Below are 17,925 nucleotides of genomic sequence, written 5' to 3'. Positions count from 1 at the left end.
TTAAACACCGAAGCTCTCCAAGCCTTTGAATCTGCCTACTTCCGCACCGTAGGCACTCCTCCTGGAGGTGCTCTAGCGAGAACACCCGCCCATTGCAGATCGCGGCTCTTGACAGAACGCCACGCTACTGCAATAAACCATCAAGTTAATTAACCTGATGGTTTATCAATGTTGGACCAACTCAGCAGCACCCTCTCGGCATTGGCCGACCCGACCCGCCGCGCCATCGTTGCGCGCCTCGCCGCCGGCGAGGCGACGGTGAACGAACTTGCTGCTCCGTTCGATATGAGCCTGCCGGCGGTTTCCAAACATCTGAAGGTCTTGGAACGTGCGGGGCTGATATCCCGGGCCGCAACGCCCAATGGCGGCCCTGCCGGCTGGAGGCGGCGCCGCTCAAGGAAATCGCCGATTGGGTCGAGCGCTACCGCCACTTCTGGGAAGGCAGTTTCGACCGGCTCGACAGCTATCTTCACGAGTTGCAGCGCAACGAAAAATCGGATCACGACTGAACCGGGTTCGCCCGACCGCAAGGGAGAAGATCATGAATGCCCCGTCTCCGAAGGAAGAGATCGCGCTCACCATCACGCGTGTCTTCGACGCGCCCGCCAAACTCGTCTTCAAAGCCTGGACCACACCCGAACACCTGGTGCGCTGGTGGGGCCCGAAGGACTTCACGGTGCCCGCGATCACTGTGGATTTCCGTGAAGGCGGCGCCTGGCGCGGCTGTATCCGCTCGCCTGAGGGCCAGGACTACTGGGCGCACGGCATCTATCGCGAGATCGTGGACCCGAGCCGTATCGTCCTCAGCTTCGCCTGGGAAGAGGAGGGCGCCATCGACACGCTGATCACGGTCACCCTTGAGGACGTGGCGGGCGGCACGCGTCTCACCTTCCGCCAGGCGCCGTTCACGAGCGCCGAGAGCCGCGATTCTCATGCGGAAGGATGGGGCGAGTGCATGGACCGGCTCGTCTCCTATGTCGCTGCCCGGAAGGAGGAACTGCAATGAAGAAAACCTATCACGGGAGCTGCCACTGCGGCGCGGTGCGCTTTTCCGCAAAACTCGACCTTGCGCCGGAGGGAAAACGCTCCCCAGCGCCGCGGCCTGGTGTGTGGTGGACGACGACCTTCCGCTGCAACTGTTCCTCCTGCCTCAAGACGCGTTTCTGGAAGGTGTTCGTCACGCCCGAGGATTTCTCCTTGCTTTCCGGCGAAGAGGCCTTGGCGGAGTACCGCTTCGGCGAGGGCATGATCCGCCACGTGTTCTGCCGGCACTGCGGCGTCCACCCCTTAGGCAGCGCCGACTTCGAGATCATGGGCGGGCCGTTCCATGCGGTGAATATCGCCTGTCTCGACGACGCGACCGACGAGGAGCTGGCGAATGCCCCGATCGTTTATGAGGACGGGCGCCATGATGCATGGGACCGGCCACCCGCGGTGACGGCCTATTTGTGAGGAGCGTGCCGCTCCTTCGCGTCTGCCGCGGTAGCGACCTGGAACCGCGGCAGAAACCCCGGGCAGTAAGCCCAAGCTTCCTTCTTCCCCCGCCACCTACGTAGAATGACGTATGTGCAGCGCAGCGCGGCTGCCCGATGATCCCCGAGCAACGGCCATGGAGAACGGCCACTTGCCTTGCGGCGATCAGAACAAGGGGGTTCAATCAGATGACTATCAGGGCACGCGTCACCGGCGCATTTCTCGCTGCCGTCCTTTCGACGACGGCGTTCAACGGCGCCTTTGCGGCCGACGACACGATCAAGGTCGGCATCCTGCATTCGCTTTCCGGCACCATGGCGATCTCCGAAACGACGCTCAAGGACGCCATGCTGATGCTGATCGAGGAGCAGAACAAGAAGGGCGGCCTGCTCGGCAAGAAGCTGGAAGCGGTCGTCGTCGACCCGGCCTCGGACTGGCCGCTCTTTGCCGAAAAGGCGCGCGAGCTCGTCTCCGTCGACAAGGTGTCCGCCGTCTTCGGCTGCTGGACGTCGGTGTCGCGCAAATCCGTGCTGCCGGTCTTCGAAGAGCTGAATTCCATCCTCTTCTATCCGGTCCAGTACGAGGGCGAGGAAAGCCAGCGCAACGTCTTCTATACGGGCGCCGCTCCCAATCAGCAGGCTATTCCGGCCGTCGACTATCTGATGGAGAACGAGGAAGTCGAGCGCTGGGTGCTCGCCGGCACCGATTACGTCTATCCGCGCACGACCAACAAGATCCTCGAGGCCTACCTGATCTCCAAGGGCGTCGCGCCCGAGGACATCATGATCAACTACACGCCTTTCGGCCATTCCGACTGGCAGACGATCGTTTCCGACATCAAGAAGTTCGGCTCGGCCGGCAAGAAGACCGCGGTCGTCTCGACAATCAACGGCGACGCCAACGTGCCGTTCTACAAGGAGCTTGCCAATCAGGGGCTCAAGGCCGAGGACATCCCGGTCGTCGCCTTCTCTGTCGGCGAGGAGGAACTTGCCGGCCTCGATACCGGGCCTCTCGTCGGACACCTCGCTGCCTGGAACTATTTCCAGTCGGTCGACAACCCGGCCAATGCCGAGTTCATCGAGACCTGGCAGGCCTACACCAAGAACGACAAGCGGGTGACCAACGACCCGATGGAAGCCCATTATATCGGCTTCAACATGTGGCTGAAGGCGGTCGAGAAGGCCGGCACCACGGATACCGATGCCGTGCTCGACGCCATGATCGGGGTCTCGGTACCGAACCTTTCGGGCGGCTATTCGACGATGATGCCGAACCACCACATCACCAAGCCCGTGCTGATCGGCGAGATCCAGTCCGACGGCCAGTTCGAAACTGTCTGGGAAACGCCCGGCCTCGTCGTCGGCGACGAATGGTCGGACTACCTGCCGGACTCGAAGGACCTGATCTCCGATTGGCGCGCGCCCATGTCCTGCGGCAACTTCAATGTGGCCACCGGCAAGTGCGGCGGCAAGGGTTCCTGATTTCATGACGAAAGACTTGCTAAGGAAGCGTCCCGGGTCGGGTCGCTCCCCCAGACGCCTCTTTTCATGACGCACCGCTAGCTCGAAATCCCCTCCGTCCGAATGCGTCCCTTCGGACGGAGGACTGCAAGGCGAGAGACGAATGTACCGCATCATCCAAACCGTGCTGGCTGCCCTGTTCTTCTTCATTGCGATGGCTCCGGGGCTTCGCGCGGAAGAGGGACTGCGCGATCTGGTGAACGCGCTCGGCGAGGCGAAGCTGTCCGAGATGGACGAACACATCGCGGCACTGGCAAGAACCGGAAAGCCCGAAGCCGTCGCCATCCTCGAGGCGCTCGGTGAAGGCGGGCTCTATGCCCGCAAAGCGGACGGCCAGGTCTTCCTGACGAAGGAGAGCGGTTCGAACCTGACCCTCACGGATCCGATCTCCGGCGACAGCGCCGGCGAAGCGCCGAAGGCGGCACTTTCGAAGATCAGGGTGAACAACAGCGTGCGGCGCGCCGTGCGCACCGCCCTCGGCAGCCTGACGCTCCTCAGTCCCGATCGAAATCAGCGGCTCAGGGCTGCGCAGTCGGTGCTGCAATCGCCCGATCCCGACGCGCTTGGCGCCATCGAGAACGCGCTGGCTGCCGAGAAGGACGGAGCCGTTCGCGCGGTCCTCGAACAGGCGCGCGCCACGATGCTTCTTCTTTCCGACCGGCCGGTCGAGGAGAAGAAGGACGCGGTGAGGCTGCTGGAGGAAAGCGGCGGGCGCGAGGCGCTGCCGATCCTTTCTGCCGCGCTCGGCTCCGCCGACGAAAGCCTGAAGCCGGACATCGAGGCGGCGCTCGCCAGCATCGAACAGGCGCAAGCCTTCTGGAATGCGGGCCAGAACATATGGTACGGCCTGTCGCTGGGCTCGGTGCTGCTGCTTGCGGCGATCGGCCTCGCCATCACCTTCGGAGTCATGGGCATCATCAACATGGCGCATGGCGAGATGGTGATGCTCGGCGCTTACACGACATTCCTCGTTCAAGATGTCGTGCGCACCTCCTTTCCTCATCTTTTCGATTGGTCCCTGGCGATCGCGCTGCCGCTCGCCTTTCTTGCCACAGGCGCCGTGGGCCTCGCACTGGAACGCGGCGTCATCCGCTTCCTCTACGGTCGCCCGCTCGAAACGCTGCTTGCCACCTGGGGCATATCGCTCATCCTGCAGCAGACGGTGCGGACGATCTTCGGCCCCACCAACCGCGAAGTCGGCAATCCGTCCTGGATGTCCGGCGCCTTCGAGATCGGCGGACTGGCGATCACCTGGAACCGCCTCTGGATCATCGTCTTTGCGCTTGCCGTGTTTGCAGCACTTCTCTTTCTGCTCAAGAAGACGCCGATGGGCCTGCAGATGCGCGCCGTAACGCAAAACCGGCGCATGGCCTCCTCCATGGGCATCCGCACGCCCTGGGTCGATGCGCTGACCTTCGCGCTCGGCTCCGGCATTGCGGGCATTGCGGGTGTGGCGCTTTCGCAGATCGACAACGTCTCGCCGAACCTCGGGCAGGGTTACATCATCGACAGCTTCATGGTCGTGGTCTTCGGCGGCGTCGGCAATCTCTGGGGAACGCTTGTCGGCGCCTTCTCGCTCGGCATCCTCAACAAGTTCCTCGAGCCCTATGCCGGCGCCGTGCTCGGCAAGATCCTCGTGCTCGTGCTGATCATCCTCTTCATCCAGAAGCGGCCGCGGGGGCTCTTCGCACTCAAGGGCCGGGCGGTGGAAGCATGATCACCTCGTTTCTCGTCAAATCGCTGGATCGGACCATCGTCACGGCCGTCGCGATCCTGCTGGCACTGGCCGTCACCGTTCCCGCGCTCAACCTCCTGACCGCCCCGGACCACCCGCTGCATGTGCCGACCTATCTGGTTTCACTCTTCGGCAAGTACCTGACCTATGCGCTCCTGGCTCTGGCGCTCGATCTCGTCTGGGGTTTCTGCGGCATTCTCTCGCTCGGGCACGCTGCCTTCTTCGCGCTCGGGGGCTATGCCATGGGCATGTATCTGATGCGCCAGATCGGTTCACGCGGCTCCTACGGCAATCCGCTGCTGCCGGACTTCATGGTCTTTCTCAACTGGAAGGAGCTGCCCTGGTTCTGGCACGGCTTCGACATGTTCTGGTTCGCGGCGCTGATGGTGGTGCTGGTGCCGGGCCTCCTTGCCTTCGTCTTCGGCTGGTTCGCCTTCCGATCGCGCGTCAACGGGGTCTATCTCTCGATCATCACCCAGGCGATGACCTATGCGCTGCTGCTCGCCTTCTTCCGCAACGACATGGGTTTCGGCGGCAATAACGGGCTCACGGATTTCAAGGACATCCTGGGCTTCAACATCCAGGCAGACGGAACGCGTGCGGCGCTTTTCGCCGCCTCCGCGCTGGCGCTCGCCGTTTCGCTCATCGTCACCTCGGGCATCGTCCGCTCGAAATTCGGAAAGGTGCTGGTGGCGCTGCGCGACGCGGAAAGCCGCACCCGCTTCCTCGGCTATCGCGTCGAGCACATGAAGCTCTTCGCCTTCACGGTCTCGGCCATGATGGCAGGCGTCGCCGGCGCGCTCTACGTACCGCAGGTCGGCATCATCAATCCGGGCGAGTTCGCTCCCGCCAATTCGATCGAGGTGGTCATATGGACGGCGGTCGGCGGGCGCGGCACGCTGATCGGACCGATCGTCGGCGCGATCCTAGTCAACGGCGGAAAAAGCATCTTCACCGCCGCCTTCCCCGAATTCTGGCTCTTTGCGCTCGGCGGCCTCTTCGTCCTCGTCACGCTTTTCCTGCCGAAGGGCGTGGTCGGCACGGCGCAGAACTATCTGGCAAGCCGGCGCGCTTCCCACGCGGCGGCCCGGAAGGAAAGGGAGAGCGAAAAAGCGGCGACCCTTGCGGCCGCCGAAACGATGGCCGCGGAGTGATCGCCATGACCGGAAAGAAGCCCAGGAACCTGCTCTATCTCGATGGCGTCTCCGTCTCCTTCGATGGTTTCAAGGCGCTGAACTCGCTCTCCTTCGTCGTGGAGCCGGGGAATTGCGCGCCATCATCGGCCCCAATGGCGCCGGCAAGACGACGATGATGGACATCATCACCGGCAAGACACGGCCGGATGAGGGCGAGGTCTTCTTCAAGGGCGACATCGACCTCACCAGGAGGGACGAAGCGGCAATCGCCGAGCTCGGCATCGGCCGCAAGTTCCAGAAGCCCACCGTCTTCGAGAACCATACCGTCTGGGACAATCTGGAGCTGGCGCTGAACCGCAGCCGCGGCGTCTTCGCGACGCTGTTCTATCGGCTCACGAGAGAGGACGAGAGCCGCATCGAGGAGATCCTTTCGACGGTGCGGCTCGCGGCGCGTCGGGACGAACTCGCCGCCAATCTCTCGCATGGTCAGAAGCAATGGCTGGAGATCGGCATGCTGCTCGCCCAGGAACCGGAACTCCTGCTCGTGGACGAGCCGGTGGCCGGGATGACCGATGCGGAGACGGCGGAGACCGCGATCCTCCTCAAGGAAATCGCCAGGACGCGCTCGGTGATCGTCGTCGAGCACGACATGGGCTTCATCCGCGATCTCGGCGTCAAGGTCACCTGCCTTGCGGAAGGCTCGGTGCTTGCGGAAGGCTCGATCGATTTCGTCAGCAACGATCCGAAGGTGATCGAGAACTATCTCGGCCGATGAGCGGAAGGAATTGAACCGATGCTGAACGTCGAAAACGTCAGCCTGCATTACGGCGCCGCCCAGGCGCTTCGCGACGTCTCGTTCAAGGCGGAGATGGGCAAGATCACCTGCGTGCTCGGCCGCAACGGCGTCGGCAAGTCGAGCCTGCTCAGGGCCGTCACCGGACAGCATGCGGTGACGAGCGGCACGATCTCTTTCAACGGCACGCCGCTCGACGGCATGGCGCCCTTCCGACGCGCCAAGCAGGGCGTCGGCTACGTGCCGCAGGGCCGCGAGATATTTCCCCTGCTGACGGTGAAGGAGAATCTCGAAACCGGCTTCGCTCCGCTGAGGCGGGCTCAACGCTCGATCCCCGACGATATCTTCAGCCTGTTTCCGGTGCTTCAGACGATGCTCGGCCGGCGGGGCGGCGACCTTTCGGGCGGCCAGCAGCAGCAGCTTGCGATCGCCCGCGCGCTCGTGACACGCCCGAAAATCCTGGTGCTGGACGAGCCGACCGAGGGTATCCAGCCGTCGATCATCAAGGACATCGGCCGCGCGATCAAATATTTGCGGGATTCGACCGGCATGGCGATCCTGCTCGTGGAGCAATATCTCGATTTCTGTCGTGAGCTTGCCGACCACGTCTATATCATGGACCGCGGGGCTTTCGTGCATGAGGGGCCGCCGGAGACGCTCGACACGCCGCAGGCGCGCCGGCATCTAACCGTTTGAACCCGCATAACGAGCCTGCGCGCGGTTTTCCACAGACCCGAAAATAGCCGGCAAAGTCAATGGTTTGGACCGAAGACCTGATCTCAGCGTCGCCTGCGGGCGACGGAAAAATCCACTTCTTTTGTGGATTGCGTTTGCCCGCTCAAGCGCTTTGACCCATACTGCACATGCATGTTCGATGATTGCTCCTGCGTGGTTCTTCGACCGGAGGCGGTCGAAGGGTTAGCCCATGCAGCAGTTCAAAGTGTCACGGCGCGTTCCATGTCTCCGGACGAAACATGGTGCCGTGGCGAGTTTCGCAATCACATCCCGCTGACAGAATTGGCCATTTCGCGTTTCCGGCCTATCCAATCGGAGGAGACCCTAATGACGAATTTCCTGCCCGCCCTTCACGAAGGGCACGCCCCCATTACGCTCCAGACGCTCTTCAAGGACGCCCTCGAAGCCTATGACGATTGGGAGGAGGGCATGCCCGAACCCATCGTTTCCTTCGAGGACAAGGTGCTTCCGGTCAGTGCCGTTTTCGAATGGATGAGACCCTGCACGGACCTCATGCCGGCCAATATGATCGGTATAGTCACCGATCGGCTGACGAAACCCTGGAGCGGCGCCGGACCGCTGGACGCAATGACCTTCTCGACCGCCGCCCGGGTCATGTCCATTCTGGTGCGGCGGCGCTTGAGACGCTTCGGGCGCGGCTCCATCGAGGCCTTTGCCGACCGCTTCAGCCATCCGATGCATTCCGTTCCGTCGCCATCGCCGGATTCGGCGGGATCTCGATCGGCACGCTTATAAAGCCACCGCCCGCGACCGTGGCGATGCCCGATATGGTCATCGTTGCGGCCGTGCTGCGCAGTCCCCCGCCGGTCGCGCCTGCCGTCGCCGCTGCCGGCCTCGGCTATCCGGGTGCCTTTGGCGCCATTTGCGTCGGTGTGCTTCGTTCGTGCTGCTCGCAGGCTATGCGTCCAAGGCGGCCCAGGCGATGGGGACGCATATCACCTGCCGTCGACTGCGGCGGTCGTGCTCGGAGGCACGTCGATCCCTGGCGGCGGGACTCCGATCTCGGCACGGCAGCAGGCGTCATCCTGATCACGCTCCTGCTTTACGGACCCGCGCCGCCGAGCCGCTAGAGCCCTTCATAAGCCGGCACCTTCAATCCGCTGTCATGAAACCGCGATAGGGCGTCGGCGGATGGCGACGCTGCAACAGATAGCTTTTCATGCCGGCTGCTCGCTGGCGACGGTCTCACGCGTCTTGCGGGGCGAGGGGCCGGCGAGCGGCGAAATGGTGCGCCGCGTGCGCCGCGCAGCTGCCGAACTCGGCTACAGGCCGGTGCCTTCCGCGGGCGCAAATAGCGGGCGCAGCCGCCCGGTCGTCGGCGTGCTGGTGCCGAGCGTGACCAACCCGGTCTTCGCGGCGTCGCTGGCGGGCATACAGCACCGCATGCAGACCGCGTCGCATGTCGTTCTGATCGCCCAATCGAACTACGATTGTTCGGCGGAAGTCCGCGCCGTCGCTGCACTTCTGGAGCAGCGCCCGACCGGGCTCATTCTGACCCTCTGCAACGCCGAGACCAGCGAGGCGCTCTCGGCCGCGCTGCCGCCGACGATCCTTCTCAACAATCGGCCGGTCCCGCGTTTTCCAGCCGCCGTGACCGTCGACAATTACCGGGCAGGATACGAGATCACCAAACACATTCTCGCCCATCGCCACCGCCGCATCCAGTTCGTCTCAGGCTATTTCGCCTCGTCCGACCGCGCGCACCTGCGCTACGCCGGCCATTCAGCGGCGATGCGGGACGGCGGGTATTCGGCACTTCCGGCGCTCCAAATCCCCTTCGTCGACGGCTACCAAGATCTGGAGCTTTCCCAGGCCATCGAAAAGCATGCGCCAACGGCGATTGTCGCATCCAACGACCTCCTGGCGCTGGGGGTGATCGCCGCGCTCCGGCGCGAAGGCCTCTCCGTTCCCGAAGACGTTTCCGTCGCCGGTTTCGACGGAATCGCGATCGGCCGGCTGATGAAGCCGTCGCTCACGACCGTGGCGATGCCGGATGCGGACATGGGTGTCGCCGCGGCCGCCATGCTGCTCGACATCGCTGAAAACAGCGTGCAATGCCGCCACCTTTGCCTCAACTACCGGCTTTATCCCGGCGAGACGGTGAGGATGGCGGGCTAAGTCTTCCGATTCTCGACGAAGGCAGCATGCCACTTGGCGAGCATCGACACGGCTTCCTGGACGACGGCCGGATGGGTGCCGGGCAGGAACTCGATCCTTGGTGCTTTGCCGTCACGCTTCAGCCGCGCGAAGACCCGCCCCTTAGCATCTTTCAGCTCCTCCGGCTTTTCCGGTTCCGGCTTGTCGCTTTGCGACAGGCGATTGAAGACGAGCTGAAAGCGCTGGTCTGAATCGACGGCGCGGAAGCGTGGCGAAGCGATCTCGTCCTGGGCTCTGGCGCGCGCCTCTTGCCTTTCAAGCAGCGTCCCGATCGCCATCCAGCGCTCGCGTCCGGCCTTCGGCGCCGGGCCGATGGCGCGGGCGACTTCGTGCGGCACGCCGTCCGCCACCTGCAGGAGGCGCGAAAGCTCGCTTTTCTGCACCGCGAGCGCATCGCCGATCACCTTGCGGTCGAAGCCGCGCGCTACGAGCGCAGCGGCGAAAAGCGCCCGTTCGATGAAGGAAAGGTTGCGCCGCTCGGCATTTTCCTTGCCTTGGGCAAGCACGAGCTCGTCATCGGTCAGCGTCCGGACGATCGCCTTTACCTGGAGCTCGAGCCGGCGCACCGCCTTCAGGCGCCGGTGGCCGTAGGCGGTCTGGTAATGGCCACGCTTTTCCGGGTGCGGCCGCACGAGGATCGGCGATTGCTGGCCGTTCTCGCGAATGCTCTCGACGAGCGCGAGGAAATCCGCATCGTCTACCTCGCCATCGGTCAGCCGATCCTCGACGAAGGAGCTTTCGACCAAAGCCGGATCGAGCGAAACGACACGTTCTCCCTGGGTCAACGCCTCCCTGAGCACCCGTGCTTCCTCGGCCTCGCGGGTGATGCTGCCGAGAGAAAGCCCCATTGCCTTCACTGCGCCGGAAGCCGCACGGGGCGCATCGAGCGGGGTGGCGGGCCTGGCGTTGACAGGTGTCAACTCGGCCGGCGCCGCTTCGGCGGGGGCTTGCTGATCGCCGGCAGGCGCGCTTCCCGAAAACAGCGCCCGCAATTCGTTTTTCCGGTTGTTGCCAGCCATGACTCAGCGCCCCCATGCCGCGTGAATGAGAGCCTCGATCTCGCCGTTGACCGCGTTCAGCGATTCGATCGCGCGGTCATAGGTCGCGCGGGTGAAATTCTCCCGGCCGACCTCGTAGAGCGTCTGCTTGGTGAGACCTGCATCCGAGATCGCGGTCGATTTTACCATCGCGGAGGTCAGAACCCGGTCGCCGAAGAGCGAGCGCATGAAGCCGACGATCTGGGCCTGCGGCCCGTCATTCGGCTCGAAGCGGGTGACGAGATAACGCAGGAAATCGAAATTGAGCTCGCCGCCGGCCTCGCGCACGACGCTGAGCAGGTCCGAAGTCATGTAGAGGAACTGGTTCATCGATGCGACGTCGAGCATCTGCGGATGCACGGTGACGATGACCGACGTCGAAGCGCAGAGCGCCGAGAGCGTCAGGTAGCCGAGCTGCGGCGGGCAGTCGATGACGACGACGTCATAGTCGTCGGCGACGCTTGTCAGCGCCGCCTGCACCCGTGCGAAGAAGAGCGGCCCCGCATCGGCACCGCTCTGCCGCGCACTGAGCGCCTGCGGCGTCGTGTGTTCGAACTCCTGCAGTTCGAGGTTGCCCGGGACCAGGTCGAGCCCGTCGAAATAGGTCTTGCGGATGATATCCTTCAGTGGCCGCGCCTCGGCGTCGTAACGGATTGCGCCGTAGAGCGTATCGTTGCCGGTCAGGTCCAGTTCCGGCTGGTAGCCGAACAGCGCCGAAAGCGATGCCTGTGGGTCGAGGTCCACCGCGAGCACCCGGTGCCCGGTCAGAGCGAGATATTGTGCGAGATGGACCGATGAGGTCGTCTTGCCGGAGCCGCCCTTGAAGTTGGTAACCGAGATCACTTGCAGATGCTCGCTTCTCGCGGCATCGCGCCATTTGAGATAACCGCGCGCCTTGGCGCCATTGCCTTTGGCAATCGCCTGTTCGGCCAGATGCCGACGCAGCGCGTTGATATCGGAGAGCGAATAGGAGCGTCGTCCGCCGGCTCCGGTGTCGGGCTGCGGTCCCTCGCCAGCCAGCGACAGCTGGCGCAAGTATCCGTCGGAAACCCCGATGAGCTTGGCTGCCTCGCCGGAGGTGAAGCTCCGGAGCGTCTTCCTCGCCGTCGGCGCAAAGAGCCGGTCTCGCATCGCCTTCAGCTGTTCGGAAAGCGCCCGCGCGTCGGCGGCGATAGCCTCGTCTGCCGGTTTGCGCAATGCCCCGCCGGTCGCTCCTGCCGTCATCATATCCATGGTCTAAACTCCTCGTGCCCGCATAGCGCCTCGCCGCCGTGCAGATGCGCCTGCCGCATTTCCTAACAGGTAATCACTGAGCTACGCCGAAATGCGAAATATGCGGTCTATTCCGTTAGAGGAATGATTCATCCTCTGATTCGCGTCAACCATTTTTCGGAGCGCGCGCTCGGCAAAGCGATAGGCTGAAGATTGAAACTTTCATGGAGAAACTGAAAAACAACTGAGAAAGCCTGTTACCAAACTGACATGGGAGCCCCTTAAAGAGAGCGCCAAAGCGGCGCTGAGCGGGGTACGGCCTCTCATGCATGTCGCCCCTGTCAACACGCGCCGGAGGCCATGCTCCCATGAGGATCGTGCAGATCAGCGATACCCATTTCAGCCCGACAAAATCCCATTTCAACGACAATTGGGAACCCGTTGTCCGCTGGATCGAGACGATCGGCGCCGACGTCGTCGTGCATACGGGCGACCTTACGGTCGACGGCGCGGACCAGGAGGAAGACATCGTCTTCGCGATGGACCTCCTCCGCAGGCTGCCGGTACCGGTGCTGATCGTGCCCGGCAATCACGATGTCGGCCATCTGCCGGGCTCGGATCAGCAGGTCAACGCCTTCCGCCTCGCTCGCTGGCGCAGGCTCGTCGGCCCGGATTTCTGGTTCTCCGATCACGGTGGCTGGCGGCTCATCGGCCTCGACAGCCTTCTTCTCGGCTTCGACGACGCGGAAGAGGAGAGGCAGTTCCGCTGGCTGGCGGATGCACTTGAGAGCCGCGACGGCCGCCCCGTCGCGATCTTCGCCCATAAGCCGCTTTTCGTCGACGATCCGGCGGAAGGCGATACCGGCTATTGGAGCGTGCGGCCGAAACAGCGGCAGCGGCTTTACGGGCTGATGGCGGAGAACGATGTCAAGCTCCATGCGAGCGGTCATCTACACTGGGCCTGGCAAGGCCATCATGCCGGCACCGACCTCGTATGGGCGCCGCCGACCTCCTTCATCATCGACAAGCTGGAGCGGGAAATGCCCGGCGAGCGCCTCGTAGGCGCGGTTGTCCACCACCTGGGCGAAGGACGCATCGACAGCGAGATCGTCGCGGTGCCCGGGCTGAAGCCTTACGTCCTGGATCACATGGTGGAAGAGGTCTATCCGCAGGCCGCGAAGAAGCTCGTGGGAGCGGCGCGATGAGCATTCTTTCGCTCCGCGGCATCGCCAAGTCCTTCGCCGGCAATGCGATCCTCAAGGGCGTGAGCCTCGAAGCGGAGGAGGGCGAATTCGTCGCGCTCGTCGGACCCTCCGGCTGCGGCAAGAGCACGCTTCTCCGCATCGTCGCGGGATTGGATCATGCGGATCGCGGCGAGATCGTCATCGGCGGCCGCGAGGTCTCCCCGGTCGCAGCCGCCGACCGCAACGTCGCCATGGTGTTCCAGTCCTACGCCCTTTATCCGCATCTGACCGCCGGCCAGAACATCGCAGTACCCCTCGCCATGCGGCGGCTTTCGGCGGCTGAGCGATTTCCGTTCGTCGGCAATCTTCTTCCCGGTCAGCGCCAGATCCGCGCCGACATCCAGCGGCAGGTTCGCGAGATGGCGTCCTCCCTCAAGATCGACCATCTGCTCGATCGCAAACCCGGACAGATGTCGGGCGGCCAGCGCCAGCGTGTGGCGCTCGCCCGCGCCATGGTCCGCCGCCCTAGCGTCTTCCTGATGGACGAGCCGCTCTCCAACCTCGACGCGAATCTGCGGGTCCATGCCCGCAGCGAGATCGTCGAGTTGCACCGGCGCGCCGGCGTGCCGACGCTCTATGTCACGCACGACCAGTCCGAGGCCCTGTCCATGGCCGACAGGGTGGCGGTGATGATCGGGGGCACGCTCCTGCAACTGGCGTCGCCCAGGGAAATCTACGACGATCCCGCCCATGTCGAGGTCGCCCGCTTCCTGGGCCAGCCGCGTATCAACGTGGTGGAAACGCGGATGGATCCGTCGGGCATCGTGCGTTTCGGACCGCTCACGCTGGCTGGCGAGAAGCCGGCTTCGGGCGAGGCGTCGGTAATGCTGGCCGTGCGCCCCGAATTCGTCCGTTTTAGCGGAAATCCGGACGGCATCCTCATGGCGCGCGTAGAGCGGACGGAATTTCTCGGCTCCGAAGTGATCGTGCATGCCCGTCTCGGCGCCATTGGCGAAACGATCGTCGCCAAGATCAGCCCGGCCGAAGCTTCCTCCCTTACCACCGGCATGCCGGTGTCGGTCGAGATCGAACCGGATCGGGCAATGCTCTTCGCCGCCTCGGGCGAGCGGCTGCGGGCAAAGACAGTTGCCGCCGCCGCGGCGCTGGAGAAGGCTCATGGTTAGCATCGCGTCCGATATGCCCATGGCGAGGGCCGACCGGCGCGAAGCGCGGGTCGCCTGGTTGCTCGCCGCTCCCGCGATCGTGCTCTTGTTCCTCTTCATTCTGCTGCCGACATTCGCGGTCGTGCTCCTCGGCTTTACCGATTTCGAGCTCGGCTATGGCGGCTTCCGTTTCGTCGGGTTGGAAAACTACGCGGAACTGATCGGCGACCGCACCTTCCGCCGTTCGCTCTGGAACACGGCCGTCTATACGGCGATCGTCACGCCGGTATCGATCGTGCTGGCGCTGGGCGTCGCGCTCCTGATCGAGGCGGAGACCCGCGCAAAGGCGTTCTTCCGGACCGTCTATTTCCTGCCCGTCGCCTCGCTTCTGGTCGCAATGGCGACGGTCTGGCAATTCCTGTTCCATCCCTCAATCGGGCCGATCAACACCTTCCTGGCACAGCTCGGCATCCCCGGACCGAACTGGCTCGGCGCCTCCGGCACCGTGCTTTACGGGCTTTCGATCATCGGCATCTGGCAGTCGGTGGGCTTCAACATGGTGCTGTTTCTCGCCGGGCTGACCGCGATCCCGGGCGAGCTCTATGCCGCCGCGCAGGTGGACGGCGCGAAATCCCGGCTGGACCGGTTCCGGCTCGTCACCTGGCCGATGCTCGCGCCGACGACGCTCTTCGTCACCACCATCAGCATCATCAATTCCGTCAAGGTCTTCGAGACGGTGAAGACGCTCACCGAAGGCGGGCCGAACAAGGCTTCCGAAGTGCTGCTTTTCACCATCTATCAGGAAGGCTTCGTCTATCTCCGGGTCGGCTATGCCTCGGCGATGACGGTGATCTTTCTCGCGATCCTCGTCGTCCTGATGTTCCTGCAATACCGCGTTCTCGACCGGAAGGTGCATTACGCATGACCGTAAACAGCCTTTCTCCCGGCCGCATCCTGCGGTTCACGCTCCTGTCGCTCGGCGCTCTCATCTTCCTTGCGCCTTACATCTTCATGATCTCGACGGCCGGCAAGGCGCAGAGCGAGATCTTTTCCTCCTCGCTGTCGCTGATCCCGCAGCAATGGTCCTATGTCGAGAACTTCACCAAGGCGCTGTCGCGCGTCTCGATGCCGATCCTGCTTCTGAACGGCGTGATCGTCTGCGCGATGATCTTTATTGTTCAGGTCGTGGTCGCCATTCCCTGCGCCTATGCCATGGCGAAACTCAAGTTCCGCGCCGCACGCCTGATGATGGTGCTGGTGATGCTGGGGCTGCTCGTGCCGATCCATGCGACCGCGCTGCCGCTCTATGTCGCCTTCGACCGGCTGGCAGTGCTCAACAGCTACACGGCACTCGTCGCGCCCTTCTCGATCTCGGTCTTCGCGATCTTCCTGTTCCTGCAGTTTTTCCGTGCCATTCCCGATGATCTGATCCATGCCGCCCGGCTCGACGGCATGTCGGAGATCGGCATCGTCGCACGCGTCGTCGTGCCCAATGCCTGGCCGGCGATCACCGCCTTCGCAATCTTTTCGGTGGTGGCGCACTGGAACGACCTGTTCTGGCCGCTGGTGGTCGTCACCAACCAGAACTACGCCACCCCTCCGCTCGGCCTTCTCTATTTCCGCGCTGCGGAAGCCGGCGACGACTACGGCGCGCTGATGGCCGCCACGCTGATCATTACCCTTCCCCTCGTCGCCGCGTTCCTCGTCGCACAGAAGCGCTTCGTCGAGGGCATAACCATGACCGGTCTCAAGGGCTGATCGGTCGAACCAGGAGAACATCATGAAACATTTCACGCAACTTCTCACCGCCGCGGCGGTGTCGATGACCCTTGCCCTACCGGCCCGGGCCGAAACAGTGCTGACTGTGCATTATCCGATGCCCGGCTTCTTCAAGGACGTGATGGACACGATCTCCAAGAAGTTCATGGAGGAAAATCCGGATATCAAGATCGCCTTCGCCAATCCTTCCGCAACTTACGAGGAGGGGATCCAGACGATCATGCGCCAGGCCGGAACGGCCGAAATGCCCGACATCACCTTCATCGGGCTCAACCGCCTGCGCATGCTCAACGAACGCGACGTCCCGGTCGACCTCGGAGCCTTCATCGCCAAGGATGGCGACATGGCCAAACAGGGCTTCTCGGAGAACATCCTGAAGCTCGCCCAGGTCAACGGCAAGCAGGTGGGCCTTGCCTTCGCGACCTCCAATCCGATCATGTATTACAATGCCGATCTCGTGCGCAAAGCGGGCGGGGATCCGGATACTCCGCCGAAGACCTGGGACGAGGTGATTGCGCTCGGTGGCAAGATCAAGGCGCTCGGCGACGGCGTCGAGGGGATCGACTTCCGCTGGCAGGGCGACGACTGGATGTTCTCCGCTCTCCTCTTCGGCGCGGGCGGCCGCATGCTGACCGAGGACGAGAGCAAGGTCGCTTTCAACGGTCCGGAAGGCAAAAAGGCGATCGAAGTTCTCGACCGAATGGTCAAGGAAGGCGGCCTGCCGGTGCTCACCAAGCAGGCCGGCGAGCAGGCCTTCGTCGCGGGCAAGGTCGGTTTCGCCTTCCAGACGACCGGGGCGCTCCGCAACACGATCAAGAATGTCGGCGAAAAGTTCGACCTGCGCACCGCGGCCATTCCGCGGATCGACCCGGTGAACGGCAAGCTGCCGACCGGCGGCAACGCGGTCGTGATCCTCACGCGCGACGCCGACAAGCAGGACGCTGCGTGGAAGTTCGCCAAGTTCGCGGCCGGCCCTTATGGCGCTTCGGTCGTCGTTCCGGGTACCGGCTACGTCCCGAACAACGAGCTCGCGGCGAAGTCGCCGGAATATCTCGCAAACTTCTACAGGGAAAATCCGCTCTTCCGCGCCGGCCTCGAGCAGATGCCGGTTATGATCCCGTGGTATGCCTTCCCGGGCACGAACGGCGTCAAGGTCACGCAGACGATCGTCGAGAACCTGTCGCGCGTCGTCGAGCAGGCGGCAACCCCCGAGGAGGCGCTGAACGACGCAGCCGCGGAAGTCGAAAGCCTGCTGCCGCGCAGCTGAGCCTTGAACCGCCATTCATAAGCCCGCCTGCGGATCATTATCCTCCGCAGGCGGACCCGTTCAGGCCGGGGCGGTACGTCCGTCCAGGCTGAAGGCACCCGCGCCGAAGGCGGCGATCTGAAGGAAGCCGCCGGTGATCGCCAGGTTCTTCATGAAGTGGATCATCTGGTTCTGGTCGGCGAAGTCGGTATGAAAGCCGATCGCCGAGGCCAGGGTGAAGGCTGCAAGGATCAGCGCCACCCACCGGGCCCGATAGCCGAGGACGAGGAGGATGCCTGCGCCGATCTCCACGACAAGAGCAATCGCATAGGCGACCGGAGGCAGGGGCAGCCCCGCCGAGGCGATGTAGCCGATCGTGCCGGATGGATCACCCAGTTTCCCGAAGCCGGAAAGAATAAACATGGCGGCGAGAAGCAGGCGGCCGATGAGGGCCAAGGAGCCTTGAAGTGCGGGATTGTCGCTCATGTGACGTGCCTTTCTTCACTATGGCCTGATCGCGAACGCATACCCGCTCCGGGCCTTCGGAACGGCGGCAGGCGTTCGCTGCGCCGTGATTGTAAATGCAGAGCCCGCGGATCGGAAATTTTCCACAGCTGAAACAGAAATTGAACGGAACGGAATTGCATCGCCAAAGCGCGGGAAAGCCTTGCGCCGCGAGCACGGAACGGCACTTGGGAGGGTTTTCAAGGCGGCCCGGCGCCCTTCCGGCGAGG

The 17,925-nt window shown here is 63.5% G+C and carries 16 protein-coding genes and 3 pseudogenes; 16 read left to right on the top strand and 3 right to left on the bottom strand.

Translation table 11 applies throughout. The annotated features are described in order from the left end of the window. The first annotated feature begins 171 nt into the window (after nt 1-171). From N0Q91_RS25435 to N0Q91_RS25385, 11 genes and pseudogenes are all read left to right on the top strand, one after another. Nucleotides 172-509: pseudogene (locus N0Q91_RS25435) on the top strand (ArsR/SmtB family transcription factor). 32 nt (nt 510-541) lie between these two features. Next, nucleotides 542-1,006, top strand: coding sequence for an SRPBCC family protein (locus tag N0Q91_RS25430; protein ID WP_275599490.1), 465 nt, complete (start codon nt 542-544; stop codon nt 1,004-1,006). Continuing rightward, a complete protein-coding gene (locus N0Q91_RS25425) occupies nt 1,003-1,452 on the top strand; it encodes a GFA family protein (protein ID WP_275599489.1) in 450 nt (149 codons plus the stop codon). Before N0Q91_RS25430 ends, N0Q91_RS25425 begins: the two co-directional genes overlap by 4 nt. Nucleotides 1,453-1,661: 209 nt before the next feature. Then, nucleotides 1,662-2,954, top strand: coding sequence for an urea ABC transporter substrate-binding protein (gene urtA / locus N0Q91_RS25420; protein WP_275599488.1), 1,293 nt, complete (start codon nt 1,662-1,664; stop codon nt 2,952-2,954). A gap of 142 nt (nt 2,955-3,096) precedes the next feature. Then, complete coding sequence (gene urtB, locus N0Q91_RS25415; protein ID WP_275599487.1) at nt 3,097-4,710, top strand: urea ABC transporter permease subunit UrtB; 1,614 nt, start codon at nt 3,097-3,099, stop codon at nt 4,708-4,710. Further along, entirely contained in the window at nt 4,707-5,882 is a 1,176-nt protein-coding gene (gene urtC, locus N0Q91_RS25410) for an urea ABC transporter permease subunit UrtC (protein ID WP_275599486.1), read from the top strand. The genes urtB and urtC overlap by 4 nt, the downstream gene beginning before the upstream one ends. Before the next feature lie 5 nt (nt 5,883-5,887). After that, nucleotides 5,888-6,639, top strand: a pseudogene (gene urtD / locus N0Q91_RS25405) (urea ABC transporter ATP-binding protein UrtD). Nucleotides 6,640-6,657: 18 nt separating this feature from the next. Next, nucleotides 6,658-7,353: an urea ABC transporter ATP-binding subunit UrtE gene (gene urtE / locus N0Q91_RS25400; protein WP_100671186.1), complete on the top strand. Its 696-nt coding sequence runs from the start codon at nt 6,658-6,660 to the stop codon at nt 7,351-7,353. 366 nt (nt 7,354-7,719) lie between these two features. Next, nucleotides 7,720-8,148: a BRA0787 family protein gene (locus N0Q91_RS25395; protein WP_102763705.1), complete on the top strand. Its 429-nt coding sequence runs from the start codon at nt 7,720-7,722 to the stop codon at nt 8,146-8,148. Between the two features lie 148 nt (nt 8,149-8,296). Then, nucleotides 8,297-8,483: pseudogene (locus N0Q91_RS25390) on the top strand (ABC transporter permease); the annotation flags it as partial. A 61-nt stretch (nt 8,484-8,544) separates the two neighbouring features. Continuing rightward, nucleotides 8,545-9,531: a substrate-binding domain-containing protein gene (locus N0Q91_RS25385; protein WP_275599484.1), complete on the top strand. Its 987-nt coding sequence runs from the start codon at nt 8,545-8,547 to the stop codon at nt 9,529-9,531. Here the strand turns inward: N0Q91_RS25385 and repB are convergent. Both repB and repA read right to left on the bottom strand, forming a co-directional pair. After that, the gene (repB, locus tag N0Q91_RS25380) at nt 9,528-10,589 is read right to left on the bottom strand and encodes a plasmid partitioning protein RepB (protein WP_275599483.1); all 1,062 of its coding nucleotides are present in this window, start codon (nt 10,587-10,589) and stop codon (nt 9,528-9,530) included. The genes N0Q91_RS25385 and repB overlap by 4 nt on opposite strands. A gap of 3 nt (nt 10,590-10,592) precedes the next feature. After that, on the bottom strand, nt 10,593-11,840 hold the full coding sequence (repA, locus tag N0Q91_RS25375) for a plasmid partitioning protein RepA (RefSeq protein WP_275599482.1): 1,248 nt from the start codon (nt 11,838-11,840) through the stop codon (nt 10,593-10,595). Between the two features lie 347 nt (nt 11,841-12,187). On the opposite strand from repA, the gene N0Q91_RS25370 reads away from it, so the two are divergent. Genes N0Q91_RS25370 through N0Q91_RS25350 form a run of 5 tightly spaced genes read left to right on the top strand, consistent with a single transcriptional unit; the run spans nt 12,188 to nt 17,212 of the window. Beyond that, nucleotides 12,188-13,024, top strand: coding sequence for a metallophosphoesterase family protein (locus N0Q91_RS25370; RefSeq protein WP_275599481.1), 837 nt, complete (start codon nt 12,188-12,190; stop codon nt 13,022-13,024). After that, nucleotides 13,021-14,187 (top strand): ABC transporter ATP-binding protein, encoded by a 1,167-nt coding sequence (locus tag N0Q91_RS25365; protein WP_275599480.1) that lies wholly within the window; start codon nt 13,021-13,023, stop codon nt 14,185-14,187. The genes N0Q91_RS25370 and N0Q91_RS25365 overlap by 4 nt, the downstream gene beginning before the upstream one ends. Next, a complete protein-coding gene (locus tag N0Q91_RS25360; RefSeq protein ID WP_275599479.1) occupies nt 14,180-15,091 on the top strand; it encodes a carbohydrate ABC transporter permease in 912 nt (303 codons plus the stop codon). The genes N0Q91_RS25365 and N0Q91_RS25360 overlap by 8 nt, the downstream gene beginning before the upstream one ends. Beyond that, nucleotides 15,088-15,924 (top strand): carbohydrate ABC transporter permease, encoded by an 837-nt coding sequence (locus tag N0Q91_RS25355; RefSeq protein ID WP_275599478.1) that lies wholly within the window; start codon nt 15,088-15,090, stop codon nt 15,922-15,924. Before N0Q91_RS25360 ends, N0Q91_RS25355 begins: the two co-directional genes overlap by 4 nt. Before the next feature lie 22 nt (nt 15,925-15,946). After that, complete coding sequence (locus N0Q91_RS25350; RefSeq protein ID WP_275599477.1) at nt 15,947-17,212, top strand: ABC transporter substrate-binding protein; 1,266 nt, start codon at nt 15,947-15,949, stop codon at nt 17,210-17,212. A gap of 60 nt (nt 17,213-17,272) precedes the next feature. On the opposite strand, the gene N0Q91_RS25345 is transcribed toward N0Q91_RS25350, so the two are convergent. Next, nucleotides 17,273-17,677 (bottom strand): DoxX family protein, encoded by a 405-nt coding sequence (locus N0Q91_RS25345; RefSeq protein ID WP_102763696.1) that lies wholly within the window; start codon nt 17,675-17,677, stop codon nt 17,273-17,275. Nucleotides 17,678-17,925: the final 248 nt, after the last annotated feature.

This window comes from Sinorhizobium prairiense (assembly GCF_029201645.2).
In the GTDB taxonomy this organism is placed as follows: domain Bacteria; phylum Pseudomonadota; class Alphaproteobacteria; order Rhizobiales; family Rhizobiaceae; genus Sinorhizobium; species Sinorhizobium meliloti_A.
The sequence above is the reverse complement of the archived record's forward strand: the minus strand, read 5'-3'. Positions and strand labels throughout refer to the sequence as shown.

What these genes read in the sequence shown, in the direction of transcription:
- urtB (WP_275599487.1), top strand. Translation starts at nt 3,097, where the DNA reads ATGTACCGCATCATCCAAACCGTGCTGGCTGCCCTGTTCTTCTTCATT.
- N0Q91_RS25385 (WP_275599484.1), top strand. Translation starts at nt 8,545, where the DNA reads ATGGCGACGCTGCAACAGATAGCTTTTCATGCCGGCTGCTCGCTGGCG.
- N0Q91_RS25360 (WP_275599479.1), top strand. Translation starts at nt 14,180, where the DNA reads ATGGTTAGCATCGCGTCCGATATGCCCATGGCGAGGGCCGACCGGCGC.
- N0Q91_RS25395 (WP_102763705.1), top strand. Translation starts at nt 7,720, where the DNA reads ATGACGAATTTCCTGCCCGCCCTTCACGAAGGGCACGCCCCCATTACG.
- N0Q91_RS25425 (WP_275599489.1), top strand. Translation starts at nt 1,003, where the DNA reads ATGAAGAAAACCTATCACGGGAGCTGCCACTGCGGCGCGGTGCGCTTT.
- N0Q91_RS25350 (WP_275599477.1), top strand. Translation starts at nt 15,947, where the DNA reads ATGAAACATTTCACGCAACTTCTCACCGCCGCGGCGGTGTCGATGACC.
- N0Q91_RS25345 (WP_102763696.1), bottom strand. Translation starts at nt 17,677, where the DNA reads ATGAGCGACAATCCCGCACTTCAAGGCTCCTTGGCCCTCATCGGCCGC.
- N0Q91_RS25365 (WP_275599480.1), top strand. Translation starts at nt 13,021, where the DNA reads ATGAGCATTCTTTCGCTCCGCGGCATCGCCAAGTCCTTCGCCGGCAAT.
- N0Q91_RS25355 (WP_275599478.1), top strand. Translation starts at nt 15,088, where the DNA reads ATGACCGTAAACAGCCTTTCTCCCGGCCGCATCCTGCGGTTCACGCTC.
- repA (WP_275599482.1), bottom strand. Translation starts at nt 11,840, where the DNA reads ATGGATATGATGACGGCAGGAGCGACCGGCGGGGCATTGCGCAAACCG.
- repB (WP_275599483.1), bottom strand. Translation starts at nt 10,589, where the DNA reads ATGGCTGGCAACAACCGGAAAAACGAATTGCGGGCGCTGTTTTCGGGA.
- urtE (WP_100671186.1), top strand. Translation starts at nt 6,658, where the DNA reads ATGCTGAACGTCGAAAACGTCAGCCTGCATTACGGCGCCGCCCAGGCG.
- N0Q91_RS25430 (WP_275599490.1), top strand. Translation starts at nt 542, where the DNA reads ATGAATGCCCCGTCTCCGAAGGAAGAGATCGCGCTCACCATCACGCGT.
- urtC (WP_275599486.1), top strand. Translation starts at nt 4,707, where the DNA reads ATGATCACCTCGTTTCTCGTCAAATCGCTGGATCGGACCATCGTCACG.
- urtA (WP_275599488.1), top strand. Translation starts at nt 1,662, where the DNA reads ATGACTATCAGGGCACGCGTCACCGGCGCATTTCTCGCTGCCGTCCTT.
- N0Q91_RS25370 (WP_275599481.1), top strand. Translation starts at nt 12,188, where the DNA reads ATGAGGATCGTGCAGATCAGCGATACCCATTTCAGCCCGACAAAATCC.